The organism is Cryobacterium melibiosiphilum, assembly GCF_003602235.1.
Lineage (GTDB): Bacteria > Actinomycetota > Actinomycetes > Actinomycetales > Microbacteriaceae > Cryobacterium > Cryobacterium melibiosiphilum.
Genome location: NZ_QZVS01000086.1, coordinates 28,750 through 49,383, shown reverse-complemented (window position 1 = coordinate 49,383; position 20,634 = coordinate 28,750). Strand labels below are relative to the sequence as shown.

Here is a 20,634-nt window from a genome sequence, read left to right as displayed (position 1 = left end):
GCCCTCGTCCGCTCCGCGAGGGCACGAAGTCCGCACCTCACCCCCGTGTGACTCCCGGTCAGTCGGCGGGCTCGACGTCGAGCAGCACCTCGTTGCGGCGCAGGAACCAGGGCTTGAACGGCGGGTCGAAGCGGGCATACCGCGGTGGCCCGACAATCGTGAACCCGGCCGCACCGACAGCCGCGGCCAATCGGTCGAGGTGCTCCTGGAAGCTGGTCTCGGTCCATCGGCCGCTGAAGCGGATCGCACCCACGGTGCTCGCGGGCACCGTGCGCAGGGTGACCTCGGGGCCGGTCGGGCGCGGCGCCGTGTCGATCGTCATGCCCTCGGGCAGCACGAACGCGACCCGGTATCGTTCAGCGGATGCCGCATCCGCCGCATTCTGCACGGCCTGCTGAACAACGGGTGCGGTCATCGCGATCTTCTCGGAGCCACCCGCCACATCCGCCTGAACCACCGGCGCCGTCATGGCGACTTTCTGGCTGGACTGGTTTTGCCCGCTGATGTACGCGAAGAGCGGTCGGAAGGCGCGGTTGCCGGCGTCCGTGAACGGGCCATCCGTCACGACCTCGGCCAACAGGTGCGCGGGGTACTCGCGGAGCTCGAAATCGTCGAATTCGCGCACAACACGGTAGGGCTGCTGCTCGGTCATCCCCGCAAAATACTCCCGGTGGCTGGGGCGCGGCTGTCAGTCGGCTTCGCGGGAATCCGCTTGAACAGGCGGATGCCCGCACCTGCTAGCTGAGGTCGGCGAGCGCGTGCGCCTCCGCGGCGGTCACGAGCGATTCGATGAGGGACTCGGCGCTGCGCTCGTCGGCGATCACGTCGACGCGCAGGCCGATCGCTCGCGCGTCCTTCGCGGTGCGCGGGCCGATGCAGGCCACCAGGGTCTGCTCGGGAATGGGGCCGAGCTGGTCGAAGACCTGCTGAGCGACGCTGCCGGACGTGACGAGCACGGCCTGTACGAGGCCGGCCTTCACGTTGGCGATCACGGTGTCGCTGACGGCCACGCCCACGGTGCGGTAGGCGACGACGGATTCGACCTCGTGGCCGACGCGGCGCAGGCCCTCGCTGAGCAGCGGCTTGGCAATCTCGCTGCGCAGTGTCAGCACGCGGAGCGGGATGACGCCCTGGGTGGCGGTCTCCCACTCGAGCAGCAGGCCGCGGGCCGAGTTGTCCTCGCTCGGCACGATGTCCACGTGGTAGCCGGCCGCGATGAGTGCGGCGGCGGTGGTCTCGCCGACCGCGGCGATGCGGGTTCCGGGGGCGACGACCGCGCGGTGCGACTGCAGCACGTCGACGGTGGTGGCGCTGGTCACGGTCATCCAGTCGAAGTCGCCGGCCGCAAGCCGGGCGAGGGCCGCTTCAAGGGCGGGGGCATCATCCGTGGGCGCAAAATTGATCATCGGGGCCACGATCGGCTGTGCGCCGCGGGCGCGCAGGTTGGCGGCGACCTGGTCTCCCCAGGGACCACCGCGCGGCACGAGTACTTTCCAGCCGGCGAGCGGCTTGGCGAGAACGGTTTTGGGCTGCAATCGAGCGGTCACTTACTTACCTTCAGCGGTGCGAATTCGGCGGCGCCACCGGCCAGAAGATCGGTGGCGACTCGCCCGGCCACGTCACGCGCGGCCTCGACGAGATGGAGCGCGGAATGGGAATCGGGTGTCGCGGCGTGCGAACTCGTGACGGACCGCAGCCCATCGGGGCTGTAGACCGTCGCCGTGAGAAAGAGCAGTCCGTCGTCGATGACCGCGGTCGCCCCGATGGGGGCGGCGCAGCCGGCTTCGAGGTGCGCGAGCACCAGCCGTTCGGCGGTCGTGGCGCCCTCGGTGGTGCCGTGGTTGATCGCGGCGAGGGCCGTGTGCAGCAGGCGATCGAGTTTTTCGTCGCGTACCTCGAGGGCGAGCGCGCCCTGCCCGGGTGCGGTCGGCCAGTCCGAGAGCGAGAGCAGCTCGGTCGACGCGTCGTCGAGGCGTCCCAACCGGCCGAGGCCGGCGGCGGCGAGCACAACGGCATCGAGGTCACCCTCCGCGACGCGGCCGAGGCGGGTGTCGATGTTTCCGCGCAGGTCGACGATCTCGAGGTCGGGGCGGGCCTTGCGCAGCTGCGCCATGCGGCGCGGCGAGCCGGTGCCCACGCGGGCGCCGTCGGGAAGCGACTCGAGCGTGAAGCCGGCGCGCGCGCAGAGCGCGTCGCGGGCATCCGCTCGCTTGGGCGTGGCCCCGATGACGAGACCCGGGAAAGGGTCGGTCGGCAGGTCTTTCAGGGAGTGCACGACGACGTCGCAATCGCCGCGCACGAGGGCTTCGCGCAGGGCACTCGCGAAGACCCCGGTGCCACCCAGGCTTGCCAGCGACTCGGTCGAGACGTCGCCGTGGGTCTCGATCGGCACGATCTCGACCTCGACGCCCGCGGAGGCCGCGATGCGGTTGGCGATGGTCTGGGTCTGGGCAAGGGCGAGAGCGCTTCCGCGCGTGCCCACTCGGATTACGCTCACGGGGCCATCCCCGCGAGCGCGGGCTTGAAGCCGAGGCGCACATTCTCACAGCAGCCGGGGCGGCACACGTCGTACCACGGCCCGAGGTTCGTTGCCCGCGGGCGGTCGGCGTCGGGGGTGTCGTTCAGACGTTCCTCGATCAGGTCGACGAGGCCGTTCACGAAGTCGGGCGAGACTCCGGGGGTCGGCACGCGCACGGCGTGGATGCCGAACTTCTCGCTCGTCTCCATCGCCTCGTTGTCGAGGTCCCACATGACCTCCATGTGGTCGCTCACGAAACCGAGCGGCACGATGATGACGGCACGGATGCCCCGGGCCGGCAGCAGGGCGATCGCATCGTTGATGTCGGGCTCGAGCCACGGCATGCTCGGGGGGCCGCTGCGGGACTGATAGACCAGCTGCCACTGCGTCTTGAGGGGAGCCGTCGAATCACCGGGCTCGACCAAGGCGTCCATGACGACCTGGGCGACGGCGCGGTGCTGGGCCTCGTAGGCGCCACCCTCGCCGAACCCGCGCTCGGCGGGGCCGCTCTTGTTGGCGTCGGTCATCGGGATCGAGTGGGTCGAGAACAGGATCTCGACCTCGGTGTCGACGTCGATGCCGGGCATCGCCGCGGCGACATCCTTCAGCCCTTGGGTGACACCGGTGATGAAGGGCGTGACGAAGCCGGGGTGGTCGAAAAACTGGCGGATCTTGTCGATGTGCACAACATCGTTCAGTCCCTTGTCGGTCAGTGCCGCGGCGAAGTCTTCGCGGTACTGGCGGCATCCGCTGTAGGAGCTGTAGGCGCTCGTGGCGATGGCGAGCAGGCGGTCCTGGCCAGCGTCGTGGGCGTCACTGATCGTGTCGCGCAGGTACGGGGCCCAGTTGCGGTTGCCCCAGATCACGGGCAGATTGATGCCGCGGCGGTCGAGTTCGACCTGCAGCGCGGCCTTGAGCACGCGGTTCTGGTCGTTGATCGGGCTCACGCCGCCGAAGTGGCGGTAGTGGGTGGCGACCTCTTCGAGGCGGGCCTCGGGGATTCCGCGGCCACCGGTGACGTTGCGGAGGAACGGAATCACGTCGTCCTGGCCCTCAGGGCCTCCGAAACCGGCGAGCAGGATTGCGTCGTACTCGGCCATTACTGCAGCACCTCGACCAGTTCGGCGGTCGTGATGCGACGGCCGGTGAAGAACGGTACCTCTTCGCGCACGTGGCGGCGGGCCTCGGTGTCGCGCAGGCCCCGCATGAGGTCGACGAGCTCGGTGAGTTCGTCGCTCTCGATCGGCAGCAGCCACTCGTAGTCGCCGAGGGCGAACGACGACACGGTGTTCGCGATGGCGCCCTTATACGCGGCACCCTTGCGGCCGTGGTCGGCGAGCATGGTGCTGCGCTCGGCCTCCGGCAGCAGGTACCACTCATAGCTGCGCACGAAGGGGTAGATGGTCAGCCAGGCCTTGGGCTCGACGCCGCGCAGGAATCCGGGCACGTGGTGTTTGTTGAACTCGGCTTCGCGGTGCACGCCCATGGCGTTCCACGTGGGCAGCAGGCTCTTGAGCAAGCGGCTGCGGCGCAGCTCGCGGTTGGCCCACTGCAGGGTCTCGGCGTTGTCGGCGTGGGTCCAGATCATGACGTCGGCATCGGCCTTCAGGCCGGAGACGTCGTAGAAGCCACGAACCGTGACACCTTCCGCCTCGATGAGGGCAATGACATCATCAAGTTCGTTGACCGCGTGCGGGACATCCCGGCCATCCAGGTCGTCGGGATTGCGCGGATCCTTGCGTAACACGGTGAACAGGGTGAATCCCTGCGGCGAAACCTCGGGAGTCTCGCTATCGATGGGGGTGGCGGGCTGAATGGTGTTTACTGCCTCTCCGGCAGCCGGGTGAGTCATAATCCCTAGTCTGCTCCGATTTGGCCCGCGCACCAAAATACGGGCCGCGTTTCGACCCGTCCGGGGGTGGAAAGGGGCTGTTTCGCGGCAGTTTTACAGGCTATTTCTCGCGGGCCGTGACGATGGCGTTGGCGCCGAACCAGACGACCGTGCCGACGACCGTTGCGGCCGTCAGGGCGATGCCGATCAGGGCCAGTCCGTTCTCTTCGCCGAGCTCGTGCAGGGATCGGCTGAGTCGACGGCGCGTGATGCGCAGCTGTTTGGGAATGTTGAACTTGTACTCGATCGCGTCGAGCGTGCTCGCCAGCGCGGCCCGGGCTTCGACGGACTTCGCCCGCAGCTCGGCCTTGCTCGAGTGCGACTCGTCGCCGCTCGTGTAGCTCTGCACCTGGTCGACACCGTCGGTGCGGCGTGTTACCGCTTTGCTATTTTTCATATTCGCCCACTCCCTTAAAAGCGTCGACATCGTGACGGATGCTGGCGTGCACGCCGCCCGGGTCGGGTGCGGTCGCCGCCTTCACCCGGTTGACCCCGACCAGCACGAGCACCGCCGCGAGCAGCAGGAGCACCACCAGCACGATGAGGGTGGCCAGCCACAGCGGCAGCACGAGTGCGAGCAGGATAATCGCGAGGGCCAGGAACACGCCGGTCGCGAAGAACGCGAACACGCCAGCCACGATGAACAGCCCCGCGCCGAGGCCGATGTTTTTCGCCTTGCTGGCGAACTCGGCCTTGAAGGCGTCGAGTTCGGCCTTGACAAGGTCGCTGATCTGGCCGGGCAGCTCCCCGATCAGGGCAAACAGGGATTGCCTGCTCTTGGGGTTGAATCCAGTCACGGATTCCCCTTCCGGTGTCGTCGATACGGTGGCGGGTTGATCTGACTGCGTAACTCGGTCGAACCCGGGTTAGTTCGTGCTGGGCAGGTCGGCCTCGTCGGGCGGAAACTGCGCCGCCGGGAACGAGGTCGTGGGGGTGGGGCGCGGCGCCTTGTCGGGCGTGGCCGGCTTTGCGGGCTTGGTCGCCGCGGCCTTGGGACTCGTGGCCTTGTTGACGACTTTCTTGCCCGCCGTCAGGAGCACCGAGGGCACGTCGCCGACGAGTTCGAGGGCGAAGTCGCGCACCTCGTTGACCCGGCGCTGCACGGGCTGGGCGTTCCACACGCTGTTCGCGGTGGAGGCGATCTGCTCGTAACGCTTGCGCCCGGCGCGAGCTCCGAGCACGTAGCCGACAAGTCCGCCGGTGATAAAGAGAAGCTTTCCCCGCATTGTCACTCCATTCCTCGAGTTCACGTCTCCACAGAGTAGCCCCGAACCACCTGAAGGCGCACGACGTAACTGTCATGAATATGCGCTATATGGAATGCGCCCCGACCGGCCCTTTGCGCGGGTTTAGGCGAGTCCGAGGGCGGCGTGACGGATGCGCGCGGCCGCAGCCATCGCATCCGGTATCACCGACGCCAGCCCAGTGCCCGACAGCCAGGCACCCGCGATTGCCAGGTCGGGCGCGGCGTTGACGACCTCGCGCACCCGGAAGGCCCGTTCGCGCGCGCCGATCGTGGCCGGGGAGAGCGCGTCGCGCCACTCGGTGCGGGCGAAACCGCGCACCTGGCCGGCCTCGAGGGTAACGCCGAGCAGCGTCGCGGCGTCTGTCAGGGCGAGGGCCTGCAGGGTCTCGTCGTCGAGATTGTCGGTGGGGTTGGGCTCGTCGGCACGGCCATAGGAGAGGCGCACGACGTGCACTCCGGGGCCGGCGGCCGCCGCGACCCACGGCCACTTCGCGGTGACGTGGGTGAGGGCTTTGGCCGTGACGCCGGGGGCATCAACGGCGACGAGCACGCCGGTGCCGCGCGGATGCGCGTCGAGAGCGGGCGCGTCGAGCACGAGGCTCGTCAGGGTGACGGCGGTGGGGGCGGGCCAATCCAGGTCGCTGAGCGCCGCGTGCGCGCCGTCGAGCGGGGCAATGAGTTTCAGGGCCTGAGCGCCCTGTGTTGCCACGATCACGTAGCGGGCGGTGCGCGCGGCCGGGGGGCCGGCCGCGTCGGTGGCGTCAGCAGAGGCGACGTCGACGGATGCCCCGGCCGGCTCCCCGGCGGCGGCCGGGGCCGCGAGCGTCACGGTCCAGGCCACGGGTGATGCGGACACCGCTGCCGGGTCGGCGGCCGGTGCCGCAGTCGTGGCAGACGCTGCCGGGTCGATGCGGGCGAGGTGCTCGACGCGGGTTCCGGTAAGGATCTCCACGCCGTAAAGCTCGAGGTCGGCGCGGAGGGCCGCGACAAGGGTCGACATGCCGCCGAGCAGGCCGCCGACCGAGGATCCGGCGGCCGCGCCGCCGCGCAGCATCGAGACGGCACCGGAGAGCGAGCCGGCGGTGGTGAGCGCGTTGTTGAGGCCGGGTGCGACGACATCGATGTCGAGGTCGTTCGACGAGGCCGTGTAGACCCCGGAGGCGACCGGTTCGACGAGGCGCTCGAGCACCCGCGGGCCCATGCGTTTGAGCACGAGTTCACCGAGGCTGTGCTCGCGGCCGATGGTGAGCACCGGCTTGATGCGGTCGAGGTAGGCCGTGAGGGCTCCGCGCCAGCCGATCACGCGGCGCACGTCGTCGGCGAGCGGGGAGCCGGGGATGCCGAGCACGCCGGCCTTGGGCAGTGGCACGCTCACCGACCCGGCGGCCGGGCCGGTCGTGGGGCCCTTGCAGTAGGGGGTGGAGGGCAGGTGCAGCCAGGCTCCGGCCGGGTTCGGGGCGACGATCTGGTCGGTCAGGCCGAGGCCGTCGACGAAGGCGCTGACGGTTCCGCCGCGCACGGCGAAACTCTCGGCACCGCTGTCGAGGTGGAGGCCGGCCAGCTCGTGGCCGGCGACCGGGCCGCCGAGGGCATCCGTCGCCTCGATGACGGTGACGCTGAGGCCGACGTGAGCGCATTCGCGGGCCGCGACGAGGCCGGCGACGCCGCCACCGATCACGATGACGTCAACCGGAGGGGTCGTCACGAGAGGTTTCCTGCCCGTTCAACTCGGGGTCGGCGGCATAACTCCTGCAGAAAAATCTTGTCGGCCACGACTCCCCCGCGAGGACGCGGCCGTTTCGCCGACGCGCCAAAATCTGCAGGAGTTATACCGCGGCCTTCGCGGGCACCGGTCGAAAAGGAGGAAGACATGGGCTATTCGCCGGCGCTGACCGTGTGCACGAGCTCGACGATGCGGCCGAGCACGTCGGGATCGGTCTCCGGCGGCACGCCGTGACCGAGGTTGACGACGTGGGAGGGCGCGGACTCGCCCCGCTTCATGACATCGCGCACGTGGGCCTCGAGCACGGGCCAGGGGGCGGCGAGCAGGGCCGGGTCGACGTTGCCCTGGATCGGCACCGTTCCGCCGAGACGACGGTTGGCCTCGTCGAGGGGCACGCGGTAGTCCACGCCCACGACGTCAGCGCCGATGTTGTGCATCTCTTTCAAGATTTCGCCGGTGCCCACGCCAAAGTGCACGATGGGCACGTTGCGGTGGGTGAGGGGGGCATCCGTCGCCGCATCGGCTGCCGGCGCGAGGCCGTAGCTGAGGTCGCGCACGTGGGCGATCGCCTTGGTCGAGGCGGGGGCGACGAAGCGGGAATAGTCCTGCAGCGAGAGCGCGCCGGCCCAGGAGTCGAAGAGCTGCGCCGCGCTCGCGCCAGCCATGACCTGGGCGCGCAGGAATCGGCCGGTGACGTCGGCAGTCCAGCTCATCAGGGCATCCCAGGCGTCGGGATCGGCCTGCATGAGCGTGCGGGCGTGGATGTGATCCTTCGACGGGCCACCCTCGACGAGGTAGGCAGCGAGGGTGAAGGGGGCCCCGGCGAAGCCGATCAGCGGGGTGCTGCCGAGTTCGGCGACCGCACGCCTGACCGCGAGGGTGATCGGCGCGAGGGCGGTGTCGAGCTGGGCCGGGTCGAGGGCGGTGAGTTCGGCGACATCCGCTGCGGTGCGCACGGCCTTGCCGAGAACGGGACCCTTGCCCGGCACGATCTCTACGTCGACGCCGACGAGTTTCAGGGGAACGACGATGTCGCTGAAGAAAATGCCGGCGTCGACGTGGTGGCGTCGCACGGGCTGCAGGGTGATCTCGGCCGCGAGCTCGGGGTCGAGGCAGACGTCGAGCATGCGGGTGCCGACGCGCAGGTCGCGGTACTCGGGCAGGCTGCGACCGGCCTGGCGCATGAACCAGACCGGGGTGACCGCGGGGCGCGTGCCCTGGTAGGCCTGAATGAGGCGGGAGTCGGCGGTGAGTCCGGTATTGAGGGGGTGCTGCGCATCAAGGTTCACGTGCTTGATTCTGCCAAACTTCCCTGAATGCGACGATTCGCGGTGAATTCGCCGCACTGCATCGACGTTCACCGATGCATCGGCTCGATCGGTGGCTCTACGGGTCGTAGAATCGAATGGTGCTGATTTGTCTGTCCGCGAGCCACAAGAACTCCACCTTCGATGTGCTGGAGAAGCTTTCTGTGGGCGCCGGCGCCACCGCCGCACGCATGGTTGAGGAGCACGCCCGCCTGAGCGGCGCCGTGATCGTCGCCACCTGCAACCGTTTTGAGGCTTACCTCGACCTCGATGAGCCCTTCGGCGTGTCGCCGCTGCCCGCCGTCTTCGCCGCGATCGACGCCGTGAGCGCGAACACCGGCGTCGGCGCCGACACCCTGCGCGACAACCTCGAGCTCGTGCACGGCAACCACGTCGCCGAACACCTCTTCGCCGTCACGAGCGGCCTCGAATCCGTCGTCGTCGGTGAGGGCGAAATCGCCGGCCAGGTGCGGCGCGCCCTCGAACAGGCCCGCGCCGACGGCACCACGAGCCCCGAACTCGAGCGTCTCTTCCAGCGGGCCTCGCAGACCTCCCGAGGCGTGAAGAACCGCACCGGCATCGGCTCCGCCGGGCGCTCGATCGTGCGCCTCGCCCTCGAACTGGCCGAAAGCCGGGTCATCGACTGGTCGAAGGCCGAGATCCTGCTCGTGGGCACCGGCCGCTACGCCGGCGCGTCGCTCGCGGCCCTGCGCGACCGCGGCGCCGAAAACGTGCGCGTGTACTCCCCCTCGGGACGCGCCCTCGGCTTCGCCGCCTCGCACGGGATCCAGGCCGTACCCGTCGACGGGTTCGCGGCCGCCGTCGCGAGCGCCAACGTTGTGGTCACCTGCACGCTGCGCGAAGACCACGTCATCGACGCCGCCATCATCCGCGCCGGCCGCGCCCAGGTCGGTCTGAACCCCGACGCCCCCGAAACGACGCTCGGCCTCGCCGCCGCCAAGCTCTGCCCCGCGGATGCCTCCCCCGAGGCCCCGCCGCAGCTCATCATCGACCTCGGCCTGCCCCGCAACGTGGCTCCCGACGTGATCGAGGTGCCGGGAGTCGAGCTGCTCGACCTCGAGACCATCAGCATCCATGCCCCACTCGAAGAGCTCAACGCGCACGATGAGGCCCGCGAGATCGTGGGACGCGCGGCCCGTAAGTTCAGCGCCGTCGCCGAAGAGCAGAGCCTCGCCCCGGCCGTCGTGGCGCTGCGCAACTACATGTTCGAGCTGCGCGACGCCGAGATCGCCCGGGCCCGCAGCCGCGGCGACTCGAGCGAAGCCACCGAAGCGGCCCTGCGCCACCTGACCGGCGTGCTGCTGCACACCCCGATGGTGCGGGCCCGCGAGCTTGCCCGCCGCGGTGACCAAGACGACTTTTTGACGGGGCTGTCGGCCCTGTTCGACCTCGACGTGGAGCTGCCGGCCGCCGGCGCGTCCACGTCGTCGGCAACGGATGCCGCGGGCCGCGAAGGTTCCGCCGCCTCCTAACCCAGCGCCCCGCGGCCCGCTCAGGCCTGAGGTGCGGAGAACGTGCCCTCGCTGGCGGGATGAAGGCACGAAGTCCGTACCTCAGCAAGGCTGAGCCTGGACATCCGCTGACGCACAGCCGCCACCCCATTTCAGGTACGGAAAACGTGCCCTCGTTGACGGGCGGAGGGCACGAAGTCCGCACCTCAGGCCGAGAGCATGACGCGCGGAGTGGGGCCGCTCGCGGGTCGGGCAGACTGGGACCATGAAGGCTGTCTGGTTTGACGAGTTCGGAGTGCTCCCCACTGTGCGCGAAGTGCCCGACCCGGTCGCGAGTGCCGCGGGGGTCGTGGTGCGGGTCGAGGCGACCGGGCTCTGCCGCAGCGACTGGCACGGCTGGCTGGGCCACGACTCAGACATCGCCCTGCCGCACGTGCCCGGGCACGAGCTGGTTGGCGTGATCGAGTCGGTGGGGGCACAGGTCCGCCGCTTTCGTGTCGGGCAGCGGGTGACCGTGCCCTTCGTCTGCGCCTGCGGTGCCTGCCCGGAGTGCGAGAGCGGCAACGGGCAGGTCTGCCGCAACCAGACCCAGCCCGGGTTCACCCACTGGGGCTCCTACGCCGAAAAAGTCGCCCTGCACAACGCCGACGTGAACCTGATCGCGATCGGCGAGGACCTCGACGCCGGGGCCGCCGCGCTGCTCGACTGCCGATTCGCGACCTCCTACCGGGGGCTCGTGCACCAGGCGCACCTCGCCGCCGGCGAAACGCTCGTGGTGATCGGCTGTGGCGGGGTGGGCCTGAGCGCGGTGATGATCGGGGCGGCGCTCGGCGGGACCGTGATCGCGGTGGACATCAGCGGCGAGGCCCTGGCAACCGCGGCGAAGGTCGGTGCGGCACACACCGTCAACTCGGCCGGGCTGACCGACGCCGAGGTGATCGCGCAGGTTCGGGCCCTGACATCCGGAGGTTCGGGCGCGCAGGTGAGCGTTGAAGCCCTCGGCCGGGAGAGCACGGTCGCCATCGCAATCAGGTCGCTGGCGGCCCGCGGCCGGCACGTGCAGATCGGGTTGCTCGCCGAAGACCCCCGCCTTCCGCTCGGCGCCGTCATCGCCGGCGAGCTGGCCATTCTCGGCAGCCACGGGATGCCGGCCCACGACTACCCCGAACTTCTCGCCCTGGTGCAGAGCGGGGCCCTGCGGCCGCAGGATCTGGTGACCCGGCGCATCCGTCTGGAAGACGCCCCCGAGGCCCTGGCCGGAATGAGCGCCGCCGTGCCGCCCCGCGGCGTGACCCTGATCGACCTGACGCTCTAAGCCCGGCGGCTGAGGTACGGAAAAAGCACCCTCATTCTCGCAATGAAGGTGCTTTGTCCGTAACTCAGAGCGGGCTACGCGCCACGCAGGCGCACCGCGAGGTACGCGTCGAGCTCGGCGAGCGGCACGCGCTCCTGCAGCATGGTGTCGCGGTCGCGCACGGTGACGGCCTGGTCATCGAGGGAGTCGAAGTCGACCGTGATGCAGTACGGGGTGCCGATCTCGTCTTGGCGGCGGTAGCGGCGACCGATGGCGCCGGCGTCGTCGAAGTCCACGTTCCACGACTGGCGCAGGCGGGCTGCGAGTTCACGGGCCATCGGCGACAGCTTCTCGTTGCGCGACAGCGGCAGAATGGCGGCCTTTACCGGCGCGAGGCGCGGGTCGAGCTTCAGCACGGTGCGCTTGTCGACGCCGCCCTTCGCGTTGGGCACTTCTTCTTCGTGGTACGCGTCGACGAGGAACGCCATCAGCGAGCGGGTGAGGCCGGCTGCGGGCTCGATGACCCAGGGCACCCAGCGCTCGTTCTTGGTCTGGTCGAAGTAGGACAGGTCCTTACCGGATGCTTTGGCGTGCGTCGACAGGTCGAAGTCGCCGCGGTTGGCCACTCCTTCGAGTTCGCCGAAGGCGCCGCCGGCGAAGCCGAAGCGGTACTCGATGTCGACGGTGCGCTTGGAGTAGTGGGACAGCTTCTCTTTCGGGTGTTCGAAGAGGCGCAGGTTCTCGGGGTTGATGCCGAGGTCGGTGTACCAGGCGAGGCGGGTGTCGATCCAGTACTGGTGCCACGTCTCATCCGTTCCCGGTTCGACGAAGAATTCCATCTCCATCTGCTCGAACTCGCGGGTGCGGAAGATGAAGTTGCCGGGGGTGATCTCGTTGCGGAAGCTCTTGCCGATCTGGCCGATGCCGAACGGGGGCTTCGAGCGCGACGCCTGCAGCACGTTGGCGAAGTTGACGAAGATTCCCTGCGCGGTTTCAGGGCGCAGGTAGTGCATGCCGGCCTCGTCGTCGACCGGGCCGAGGTAGGTCTTCAAGAGGCCCGAGAACGCGCGCGGTTCGGTCCAGGTGTGCCGGTTGCCGCAGTTGGGGCAGGCGATGTCGTCGAGGCCGTTCTCGGGGGCGCGGCCCTTCTTCTCCTCATATTCTTCTTCGAGGTGGTCGGCGCGAAAACGCTTGTGGCAGTTGGTGCACTCGATCAGCGGGTCGCTGAAGACCTCGACGTGACCGGATGCTTCCCAGACCTGGCGGGGCAGGATCACGCTCGAGTCCAGGCCGACGACGTCGTCGCGGCCGGTGACCATGGAGCGCCACCACTGCTTCTTGATGTTTTCCTTGAGTTCGACGCCGAGGGGGCCGTAGTCCCAGGCGGAACGCGAGCCGCCGTAGATCTCACCGGCCTGGAAGACGAAGCCGCGGTGGCGGGCGAGGGCGATGACGGAATCAAGATGAGTGGGCGCGGCCACGGTGGCTCCAATGGTCGAAGGGGAGAAGGGCGAGTGCCCGGATGGCGATTCTCTATTTTACGCGCTTGCCCGGTCACGAATTCGCGCCCGAACCCCCACACGCCGCGGCACGGGACTAACGTTGGCTCAGGAATAGGGCCGCACTGCGTGGTCACTCAAGGGGGAGACATGGGCGCGACGTCCAATCGGTCGACAGGTTCGACCGGAGATTCACTGGTATTGAAGCAGATTCCTCGGGACTTGGCGGTCGCCGTCGACCCGGCCGAGACCGAGGCCCACGACCGTAAGTGGACCCCGCTGAAGATCGCGATCTGGGCGGGAATCTCGCTGCTCGGCGGTCTCAGCTGGGTCATGCTCGCCGTCGTGCGCGGTGAGACCGTCAACGCGATCTGGTTCGTCTTCGCCGCGATCTGTACCTACCTCATCGGCTACCGCTTCTACTCGAACTACATCGAGAAGCACCTGCTGAAGCCCGACGACCGCCGGGCGACCCCCGCGGAGTACAAGGCCGACGGCAAGGACTTCGCCGCGACCGACCGCCGGGTGCTGTTCGGCCACCACTTCGCCGCGATTGCCGGCGCCGGCCCCCTCGTCGGCCCCGTGCTCGCCGCCCAGATGGGTTACCTGCCCGGCACGATCTGGATCATCGTCGGCGTCGTGCTCGCCGGCGCGGTGCAGGACTACCTCGTGCTCTACTTCTCGATGCGCCGCGGCGGCCGGTCGCTGGGCCAGATGGCCCGCGACGAGCTCGGCGTGGTCGGCGGCACCGCCGCCCTCATCGCGACCCTCGTGATCATGATCATCATCGTCGCGATCCTCGCCCTCGTCGTCGTGAACGCCCTCGCCGAGAGCCCGTGGGGTGTCTTCTCGGTCGGCATGACGATCCCGATCGCCCTGTTCATGGGCTGCTACCTGCGCTTCTTCCGGCCCGGCAAGATCACCGAGATCTCGATCATCGGCTTCGTGTTGCTGATCGCCGCGATCATCGGCGGCGGCATGATCGCCGACACCGAGTGGGGCTCGACCTTCTTTCTGCTCGACAAGGTCACCATCGCCTGGGGCATCATCATCTACGGTTTCATCGCCGCGATCCTGCCCGTGTGGCTGTTGCTGGCCCCCCGCGACTACCTTTCGACGTTCATGAAGATCGGCACGATCGGCATGCTCGCGGTCGCCATCATCATCATTCGTCCCGAGATCAGTGCCCCGGCGGTCAGCGAGTTCGCCTCCAGCGGCACCGGTCCGGTTGTCAGCGGCACGCTGTTCCCGTTCCTCTTCGTCACGATCGCCTGTGGCGCTCTCTCGGGCTTCCACGCCCTGATCGCCTCGGGCACCACCCCCAAACTCATCGAAAAGGAACGCCAGACCCGCTTCATCGGCTACGGCGGCATGCTCATGGAATCGTTCGTCGCGATCATGGCGCTGGTCGCCGCGCTGTCGATCGACCGCGGCCTCTACTTCGCCATGAACTCTTCGCCCGCCCTGACCGGCGGCACCATCGAAGGTGCCGTGGCCTTCGTCAACGGGCTCGGCATGACCGGCATCAACATCACGCCCGACCTGCTCGCCCAGACCGCGAAGGACGTCGGCGAAGAGTCGATCGTCTCGCGCACCGGCGGCGCTCCGACCCTCGCGGTGGGCCTCGCCCACATCATGCAGCAGCTCATCGGCGGCACCGCGATGATGAGCTTCTGGTACCACTTCGCGATCATGTTCGAGGCACTCTTCATTCTCACGGCAGTGGATGCCGGCACCCGCGTCGCTCGTTTCATGCTGCAGGACAGCCTCGGCAACTTCTTCCCGAAGTTCAAAAACACCTCGTGGCGCCCCGGCGCCTGGTCGGCCACCGCGATCATGGTCGCGGCCTGGGGCGCAGTACTGCTGATGGGCGTCACCGACCCGCTCGGCGGCATCAACACGCTCTTCCCGCTGTTCGGCATCGCCAACCAGCTGCTCGCCGCAATCGCGCTGGCCGTGTGCATGGCGATCGTCGCCAAGCGTGGACTGTTCAGATACCTCTGGGTAGTGGCGCTTCCGCTCGCGTTCGCGGCCGTCGTCACAATCTCGGCCTCGTTCCTGAAGATCTTCTCCACGGTTCCCGCGGTGGGCTACTTCGCCCAGAACCGGGCCTTCTCGGGGGCGCTCGAAGCGGGCGAGACGAGCTTCGGCACCGCGACATCCGTCTTGGCGATGGAAGCCGTGGTGCGCAACACGATGGTGCAGGGCGTGCTCTCGATCGTGTTCGTCACGCTCGCGATCATCGTGATCTTCACCGCGATTCAGGCGACGTGGAAGGCGTATCGCACCAACGCGAACTCCTCGAGCGAGGACCCCGCGGTGCAGTCGCAGATCTTCGCGCCGGCCGGGCTCCTCGTGACCCCGCCGGAGAAGAAGCTGCAGGCCGAGTGGGACGCGTTGCCGGCCGAGAAGAAGTACACCCGGGCCGGGCACTGATGAATAGCGGCGTGGTGGGCGCGGTGCGGCGCGGCGCCCGGAGCGTGGCCTGGTATCTCAAGGGCATGCTCGGGGAGGATGCGTACGAGAAGTACGCCGCCCACCACGCCGCGCGCGCGGCCGACCCGTCGTGCGCTGCCCATGAGGTCATGACCGAGAAGGAGTTCTGGCGCGACCAGACCGACCGCCAGGACAGGAACCCGCAGAGTCGCTGCTGCTGAACCGGTTCACTGGGCGCGCTCAGCGGGAGAAGGAGTCCATCAACAGGGCCACCGCGCACAGGGCGACGGTGACGGGCACGAGGAGCCAGTTGATGACAACCAGGAACAGGCGAGTGCGGCGCGCGCTGCGGGCGGACGGCGTGACACCCGGCACGACGATCGGGTCGTCCGTGATGGAGTGCCGCAGCTGACCCCACAACGCCGGGGCGATCAGGCACACGACGCCGACGATGAAGACCGGAAGCGCCGGCAGGCTGAGGGCCATCCGGTCGCCCGCCCACACCACAAACAGAACACCGGGAACGGTCGTGACCAGGCCCAGCGCCGCCCCCAGCAGGAAGGTCACGAACACGCTGCGCTTGCGCATCCGCGCCATGGCGGGCATGAGCCTCGGCAGGCACGCGATGGCGATGAACGCGACGACCATGATGGCGAGCACCGGCGCGATGACCGTCAGCGTTTCGCCGTAGACGAGCGGAATCACCGCCTGGACCACCGAGAACATGCCGAGCATGCCGATGGCGCCGCGCACGAGGGCGCCACGCCCGCCCTGGTCGGCATCGGGTTCGACGGGAAGGTTCAACTCAGCGGCGTACTGCTTCGGGCTGCCGAAGGCGTCTTCGGCGACCGCCCCGGAGTCGACCAGGAACTCCCGGGCACTCGCGATCGCGTCGCCGATGCGCGTGCCGTTGACGCCCTGCAGGCGCAGCTCGATGATGAGGCTCTCCAGCCACTCCTCGTTCGCTGCTTCGCGGGTGTTGGTGGTCATGATTCGTCCGTTCCATTCGGTCATACGGTGCTCTGCAGGTGTGGGCTCAGCGGGTCAGCGTCTCCAGCAGGAGCCGCATGGCACAGAGCCCGACGGCGCCGAGCACGAGCAGCCAGTTGGTGACGACGAGGAAGAGCCGCGCGCGAAACGCGGCGCGTGGCGACGGCGTGGAGCCCGGGGCGATGATCGGGTCATCGGTGACGGAGTGCCGCAGCTGGCCCCAGAGGGCCGGCGCGACCAGCAGCACGGCGCCGACGATCGCCACCGGCAGGGCGGGCAGGCTGAGCAGCACCCGATCGCCCGCCCAGAGCGCCAGCAGGGCGGGGATCGTGCCGCCCAGCAGCGCCGCAGTCACGATTCCGATGATCACGCCGCGCCGCCGCATCCTCGCCATGACGGGGACGAGGCTCGGCAGGAGCGCGATCAGGATCAGTGCGACTAGATAGATGGCGAGCACCACCGGGCCCAGAGTGACCGGTTCATCGTTCATGAGGGGAACGACCGACTCGACCAGCGCGAACATACCCAACACACCGAACCCGCTGCGCACGAGGGCGCGGCGCACGCCCTGCGCAGCCTCCGGTGTTGCGGGGAGGTTCAGCTCAGCGGCATAGTGTTGCGGGCTGCCCAAAGAGTCTTCGGCACGCTCCCCCGAGTCGTCGAGAAACTCCCGGGCCGTCGCGACGGCATCGCCGATGCGGGTGCCATTGACGTCGAGGAGGCGCAGCTCGATGGTGAGGATCTCGAGCCACTTCTCGTTCTCGCGGATGGTAGTGGTCATGATTCGTCCGTCCCCTTCGGTGCTGCGGTGCTGGGCAGGTCAATGCTGTCAAGGTGCGCGAAGACCGTGCCCGTGAAATCACGCCAGGCGATGGTTTGGGCCTCGAATTCGCGGCGTCCGGCATCCGTCAGCGACAGGTATTTGCGCTCCGGGCCGCCCGCCCCGACGCGCCAGTCGACGGCGATCCAGCCGGCTGTTTCGAAGCGCGTCAGCAGCGGATACAGCGTGCCCCCCTTGACCTGGCCGAACCCGCTCTCTTCGAGCGCGGCCGCGATGGCGTAACCGTAGGTCGGGCCAGCGGCGAGAGTGCGCAGCACGCACAGCCCGAGGGCGGCGCGCATCCAGTCACTCGACCATTGCTTCGCGGTCATCTCGGTGTGCTTCCCATGCACTACATAGTGTCACTAGTTAGCGAGGCTGTCTAGTCACAGGAGCACGCTGCGCCCGCGGCGGCGCCGCTCGCGCGGGTCAGACGCCGTAGAGGTGGGCGCGGCTCGAGGCATAGTTGGCGCGCACGGCGAGGGCCCAGTCTGCTCCGCCGGACCCGGCGGCGCCGGCGGCGGGCTCGAGTTCGCGGGCGATCTCGAGCGGCCAGGCCGGAAAGTCGGGGCTGCCGTCGAGCGCCCAGGCCGCCTGGCGAGCGGCGCCGAGCGCCACGTACTCCCCGGGCTTCGGCAGCACGACGGGCACGCCGAACACGTCGGCGGCGATCTTCTGCACGGCGGGCGACTGCGAGCCGCCGCCGATCAAAATCACGCGCTGCACGCTGACGCCCTGGCCGCGCAGGGAATCCAGCGCGTCGGCGAGGCTGCAGACCAAGCCGAGCACGGATGCCTGCGCCAGGTGTTCCGGCGTCATCGTCGACCGGCGCATGCCGGTCAGTGACCCGGTCGCGTCGGGCAGGTTCGGGGTGCGCTCGCCGTCGAGGTAGGGCAGCATGAGTAGGCCGTCGGCGTCGATCGGCGCCGCGAGGGCGAGCTCACCGAAGCGCTCGATGTCCACCCCGAGCATGCGCGCGGTCGCGACGAGGGTGCGCGCACCGTTGATGGTGGCGAGCAGCGGGAGCTGGCCGCCGGCGGCATCCGCGAAACCGGCGACCGCGCCGCTCGGATCGCTGATGCGGGCGGCGGTGCTCGCGAAGACCGTGCCGCTGGTGCCGATCGAGACGACCACGTCGCCTTCGCCGATGCCCAGGCCGAGGGCGGCGGAGGCGTTGTCGCCGGCGCCGGCCGAGACGATGACGCCCTGCGGGGTCACACCAGCACGCTCGTTCGGGGCCAGCACCCGCGGCAGGCGGGCATCACGGCCGAGCGCCGCGCGCAGCAGGTCGGGCCGGTACTCGTTGGTGTGGGCGGAGAAGTAGCCGGTGCCGGAAGCATCGCTGCGGTCGGTGACGGCCTCGGAGGGGCGGCCGAGGATGTTCCAGGTCAGCCAGTCGTGCGGCAGCAGCACCTGCTCGACCCGCGCGGCGAGTTCGGGCCGGTTCTCGTGCAGCCACGCGAGCTTCGTGATGGTGAACGACGCGACCGGCACGACGCCGATTTCGTCGGCCCACATCTCGGCGCCGTACTGCTTCACCAGAGCGGCGGCCTGCGGGGCGCTGCGCACGTCGTTCCAGAGCAGGGCATCGTGCACGGCGGTGCCCGATTCGTCGAGGGCGACCATGCCGTGCTGCTGCGCGCTGACGCCGAGCGCCTGGGCGTCGCCCAGCTCGGTGCCGCCGGCGGCCACGAAGGCGTCCCACCAGTGGGCGGGATCGACGCTCGTGCCATCCGGATGCGGGGCGCTGCGCAGCTGCAGCAGCTCGCCCGAGTCTGCGTCCACGGTCACGATCTTGCAGCTCTGGGTCGACGAGTCGACACCCGCCACGATTCGACGCTTCGGTGCCATTGTTTTCCCCTTTGAAACCCGTGCTGGTGGACGCCCTACTGTCGGGTCAGTTTAACGGCTTGAGGAGCTCTTCGAGTGTCGCCCGGGCGCCGACCGTGTGCAGCAGCTCGAGCGCCCGATCGTAGGCCGCCACGAATGCGGCATCGTTCAGCAAATCTCCGAAGAGATCCTCGTCGCGCAGGAAGGAGTGCGGGTCGCTACTGTAGCCGTCGGCACTGGCCATGACACGGTCCTTGATGCGATCGACGACCTCGATGGGCTGACCCTGTTCATCTGTTCCCTCCGCGTAGCGGGCCCAGCTGGCCACGATGGCCGCCGACAGGGCGACCTCGCCGCCGCGGGCGGACTGCTCGCGCACCACCGGCAGCAGCCACTTCGGGATGCGGTCCGACGACTCCGCGCAGAGCCGCGCGACGGTGTCGCGCACGCCGGGGTTGGAGAACCGCTCGATGAGCTGGGTCTTGTAGTCCTCCACGTCGATGCCGGGCACCGGCTTGAGGGTGGGGGTTCCCTCGCGGTCCATGTAGGCGCGCAGGAAGGTGGCGATCAGCGGGTCAGCGGCCGCGTCGTGCACGAGCCGGTAGCCCATCAAGTGTGCGAAGTAGCACAGCCCCTGGTGGCTCGCGTTGAGCAGCCGCAGCTTCATGAGTTCGTAGGGTTCGACATCCGCGACGAGCTGCACGGCCGTCTTTTCGTAGGGCGGCCGGCCATCGGTGAAGTGGTCTTCGAGCACCCACTGCAAAAACGGTTCGCAGACGACGGGCCAGCGGTCGGAGAGGCCGAAGGTGTCGGCGATCTGGGCGCGGTCGTTGTCGGTGGTGACGGGGGTGATGCGGTCGACCATCGAGCTCGGAAAGCTCACGGCGACGGAGATCCAGAGGCCGAGGTCGGCGTCTTTCGCGGTGGCGAAGGCGACGAAGGCGCGGCGGGCGACGCCGCCGTTGTCCTGCAGGTTGTCGCAGGACATGATCGTGAACGGCACGACGCCGCGGGCGCGTCGGCGGCGCAGGGCCTCGACGACGATGCCGAACACGGTGGCCGGCACGGCGTCGGCCGCGAGGTCGGCGGCGACGGCCGGGCTGTCGAGCTCGAATTCTCCGGTGACCGGGTGAATGTTGTAGCCGCCCTCGGTCACGGTGAGGGAGACGATCTTCACTTCGCGGCTGGCGAGGCGTTCGATCACGGCCTCCACGTCGTCGGGCGCGTACATGTAGTCGATGATCGAGCCGATCACGCGGGCCTCGAGGCGGCCATCGGGATGCTTGACCACGAGCGTGTAGAGCCCGTCTTGATCGAGCAGCGCGTCGCGCATGCGCACGTCGCTCGGCATGACGCCGACGCCGCAGATGGCCCAGTCGCGGGCGAGGCCCTGCGCGAGCAGGTCGTCGATCATGAGGGCCTGGTGCGCGCGGTGGAAGCCGCCGACGCCGAAGTGCACGATTCCGGCGGACAGGCCGACCCGGTCGTAGGCCGGCAGCGCCACCTCGGGCGCGGCGGGCGCGAGGGCCGCGAGCGTCTCGTTGCCGAGGGTGCTCAGCGTGCGGGGAGCGGCGGTCGTGCCGGTCGTCTCGGTCGTCTCGGTCATGG

At 69.0% G+C, this 20,634-nt stretch carries 20 protein-coding genes; 4 read left to right on the top strand and 16 right to left on the bottom strand.

All coding sequences use genetic code 11. The annotated features are described in order from the left end of the window. Positions 1–58 precede the first annotated feature (58 nt). The 10 genes from D6T64_RS12490 to hemE form a co-directional block, all read right to left on the bottom strand. Complete coding sequence (locus D6T64_RS12490) at positions 59–652, bottom strand: SOUL family heme-binding protein (RefSeq protein ID WP_119975009.1); 594 nt, start codon at positions 650–652, stop codon at positions 59–61. Between the two features lie 85 nt (positions 653–737). Continuing rightward, positions 738–1,547 (bottom strand): uroporphyrinogen-III synthase, encoded by an 810-nt coding sequence (locus D6T64_RS12485; protein ID WP_233551116.1) that lies wholly within the window; start codon positions 1,545–1,547, stop codon positions 738–740. Continuing rightward, a complete protein-coding gene (gene hemC / locus D6T64_RS12480; RefSeq protein ID WP_119975008.1) occupies positions 1,544–2,497 on the bottom strand; it encodes a hydroxymethylbilane synthase in 954 nt (317 codons plus the stop codon). The genes D6T64_RS12485 and hemC overlap by 4 nt, the downstream gene beginning before the upstream one ends. After that, a complete protein-coding gene (locus D6T64_RS12475) occupies positions 2,494–3,618 on the bottom strand; it encodes a ferrochelatase (protein WP_119975007.1) in 1,125 nt (374 codons plus the stop codon). The genes hemC and D6T64_RS12475 overlap by 4 nt, the downstream gene beginning before the upstream one ends. Beyond that, positions 3,618–4,370, bottom strand: coding sequence for a hydrogen peroxide-dependent heme synthase (hemQ, locus tag D6T64_RS12470; RefSeq protein ID WP_119975006.1), 753 nt, complete (start codon positions 4,368–4,370; stop codon positions 3,618–3,620). Before hemQ ends, D6T64_RS12475 begins: the two co-directional genes overlap by 1 nt. A gap of 100 nt (positions 4,371–4,470) precedes the next feature. After that, positions 4,471–4,806, bottom strand: a complete 336-nt coding sequence (locus D6T64_RS12465; protein ID WP_119975005.1) for a hypothetical protein — start codon at positions 4,804–4,806, stop codon at positions 4,471–4,473. Next, the gene (locus tag D6T64_RS12460; protein ID WP_119975004.1) at positions 4,796–5,206 is read right to left on the bottom strand and encodes a phage holin family protein; all 411 of its coding nucleotides are present in this window, start codon (positions 5,204–5,206) and stop codon (positions 4,796–4,798) included. Before D6T64_RS12460 ends, D6T64_RS12465 begins: the two co-directional genes overlap by 11 nt. A 69-nt stretch (positions 5,207–5,275) precedes the next feature. Beyond that, on the bottom strand, positions 5,276–5,635 hold the full coding sequence (locus D6T64_RS12455) for a YtxH domain-containing protein (RefSeq protein ID WP_119975003.1): 360 nt from the start codon (positions 5,633–5,635) through the stop codon (positions 5,276–5,278). Between the two features lie 123 nt (positions 5,636–5,758). Continuing rightward, entirely contained in the window at positions 5,759–7,360 is a 1,602-nt protein-coding gene (locus D6T64_RS12450) for a protoporphyrinogen/coproporphyrinogen oxidase (protein WP_233551115.1), read from the bottom strand. Between the two features lie 170 nt (positions 7,361–7,530). Continuing rightward, complete coding sequence (hemE, locus tag D6T64_RS12445; protein WP_119975002.1) at positions 7,531–8,667, bottom strand: uroporphyrinogen decarboxylase; 1,137 nt, start codon at positions 8,665–8,667, stop codon at positions 7,531–7,533. Positions 8,668–8,786: 119 nt separating this feature from the next. Here hemE and D6T64_RS12440 point away from each other — a divergent pair, with 119 nt between their 5' ends. Both D6T64_RS12440 and D6T64_RS12435 read left to right on the top strand, forming a co-directional pair. After that, positions 8,787–10,178: a glutamyl-tRNA reductase gene (locus D6T64_RS12440; protein ID WP_119975070.1), complete on the top strand. Its 1,392-nt coding sequence runs from the start codon at positions 8,787–8,789 to the stop codon at positions 10,176–10,178. A gap of 244 nt (positions 10,179–10,422) precedes the next feature. Further along, on the top strand, positions 10,423–11,472 hold the full coding sequence (locus D6T64_RS12435; protein WP_119975001.1) for a zinc-dependent alcohol dehydrogenase family protein: 1,050 nt from the start codon (positions 10,423–10,425) through the stop codon (positions 11,470–11,472). Between the two features lie 74 nt (positions 11,473–11,546). On the opposite strand, the gene D6T64_RS12430 is transcribed toward D6T64_RS12435, so the two are convergent. Beyond that, positions 11,547–12,932, bottom strand: coding sequence for a glycine--tRNA ligase (locus tag D6T64_RS12430; RefSeq protein ID WP_119975000.1), 1,386 nt, complete (start codon positions 12,930–12,932; stop codon positions 11,547–11,549). Positions 12,933–13,100: 168 nt separating this feature from the next. Here D6T64_RS12430 and D6T64_RS12425 point away from each other — a divergent pair, with 168 nt between their 5' ends. Together D6T64_RS12425 and D6T64_RS12420 are read left to right on the top strand one after the other, a co-directional pair. Then, positions 13,101–15,386 (top strand): carbon starvation CstA family protein, encoded by a 2,286-nt coding sequence (locus tag D6T64_RS12425; protein ID WP_119974999.1) that lies wholly within the window; start codon positions 13,101–13,103, stop codon positions 15,384–15,386. After that, positions 15,386–15,607, top strand: coding sequence for a CstA-like transporter-associated (seleno)protein (locus D6T64_RS12420; RefSeq protein ID WP_119974998.1), 222 nt, complete (start codon positions 15,386–15,388; stop codon positions 15,605–15,607). Before D6T64_RS12425 ends, D6T64_RS12420 begins: the two co-directional genes overlap by 1 nt. A 19-nt stretch (positions 15,608–15,626) precedes the next feature. Here D6T64_RS12420 and D6T64_RS12415 read toward each other — a convergent pair whose 3' ends face one another. The 5 genes from D6T64_RS12415 to D6T64_RS12395 all read right to left on the bottom strand — a co-directional run bounded on the left by D6T64_RS12415 (position 15,627) and on the right by D6T64_RS12395 (position 20,632). Beyond that, the gene (locus D6T64_RS12415) at positions 15,627–16,376 is read right to left on the bottom strand and encodes a DUF1129 family protein (protein WP_158594883.1); all 750 of its coding nucleotides are present in this window, start codon (positions 16,374–16,376) and stop codon (positions 15,627–15,629) included. Between the two features lie 46 nt (positions 16,377–16,422). Beyond that, entirely contained in the window at positions 16,423–17,157 is a 735-nt protein-coding gene (locus D6T64_RS12410; protein WP_119974996.1) for a hypothetical protein, read from the bottom strand. After that, complete coding sequence (locus D6T64_RS12405; protein ID WP_119974995.1) at positions 17,154–17,528, bottom strand: PadR family transcriptional regulator; 375 nt, start codon at positions 17,526–17,528, stop codon at positions 17,154–17,156. The genes D6T64_RS12410 and D6T64_RS12405 overlap by 4 nt, the downstream gene beginning before the upstream one ends. Positions 17,529–17,625: 97 nt before the next feature. Then, complete coding sequence (xylB, locus tag D6T64_RS12400) at positions 17,626–19,047, bottom strand: xylulokinase (protein ID WP_119974994.1); 1,422 nt, start codon at positions 19,045–19,047, stop codon at positions 17,626–17,628. A 46-nt stretch (positions 19,048–19,093) separates the two neighbouring features. Continuing rightward, entirely contained in the window at positions 19,094–20,632 is a 1,539-nt protein-coding gene (locus D6T64_RS12395; protein ID WP_119975069.1) for a mannitol dehydrogenase family protein, read from the bottom strand. Between the last annotated feature and the right edge of the window lie 2 nt (positions 20,633–20,634).

What these genes read in the sequence shown, in the direction of transcription:
- D6T64_RS12455 (WP_119975003.1), bottom strand. Translation starts at nt 5,635, where the DNA reads ATGCGGGGAAAGCTTCTCTTTATCACCGGCGGACTTGTCGGCTACGTG.
- D6T64_RS12435 (WP_119975001.1), top strand. Translation starts at nt 10,423, where the DNA reads ATGAAGGCTGTCTGGTTTGACGAGTTCGGAGTGCTCCCCACTGTGCGC.
- D6T64_RS12475 (WP_119975007.1), bottom strand. Translation starts at nt 3,618, where the DNA reads ATGGCCGAGTACGACGCAATCCTGCTCGCCGGTTTCGGAGGCCCTGAG.
- D6T64_RS12415 (WP_158594883.1), bottom strand. Translation starts at nt 16,376, where the DNA reads ATGACCACCAACACCCGCGAAGCAGCGAACGAGGAGTGGCTGGAGAGC.
- hemQ (WP_119975006.1), bottom strand. Translation starts at nt 4,370, where the DNA reads ATGACTCACCCGGCTGCCGGAGAGGCAGTAAACACCATTCAGCCCGCC.
- xylB (WP_119974994.1), bottom strand. Translation starts at nt 19,047, where the DNA reads ATGGCACCGAAGCGTCGAATCGTGGCGGGTGTCGACTCGTCGACCCAG.
- D6T64_RS12395 (WP_119975069.1), bottom strand. Translation starts at nt 20,632, where the DNA reads ATGACCGAGACGACCGAGACGACCGGCACGACCGCCGCTCCCCGCACG.
- D6T64_RS12465 (WP_119975005.1), bottom strand. Translation starts at nt 4,806, where the DNA reads ATGAAAAATAGCAAAGCGGTAACACGCCGCACCGACGGTGTCGACCAG.
- D6T64_RS12405 (WP_119974995.1), bottom strand. Translation starts at nt 17,528, where the DNA reads ATGACCGCGAAGCAATGGTCGAGTGACTGGATGCGCGCCGCCCTCGGG.
- D6T64_RS12420 (WP_119974998.1), top strand. Translation starts at nt 15,386, where the DNA reads ATGAATAGCGGCGTGGTGGGCGCGGTGCGGCGCGGCGCCCGGAGCGTG.
- D6T64_RS12425 (WP_119974999.1), top strand. Translation starts at nt 13,101, where the DNA reads ATGGGCGCGACGTCCAATCGGTCGACAGGTTCGACCGGAGATTCACTG.
- D6T64_RS12490 (WP_119975009.1), bottom strand. Translation starts at nt 652, where the DNA reads ATGACCGAGCAGCAGCCCTACCGTGTTGTGCGCGAATTCGACGATTTC.
- D6T64_RS12410 (WP_119974996.1), bottom strand. Translation starts at nt 17,157, where the DNA reads ATGACCACTACCATCCGCGAGAACGAGAAGTGGCTCGAGATCCTCACC.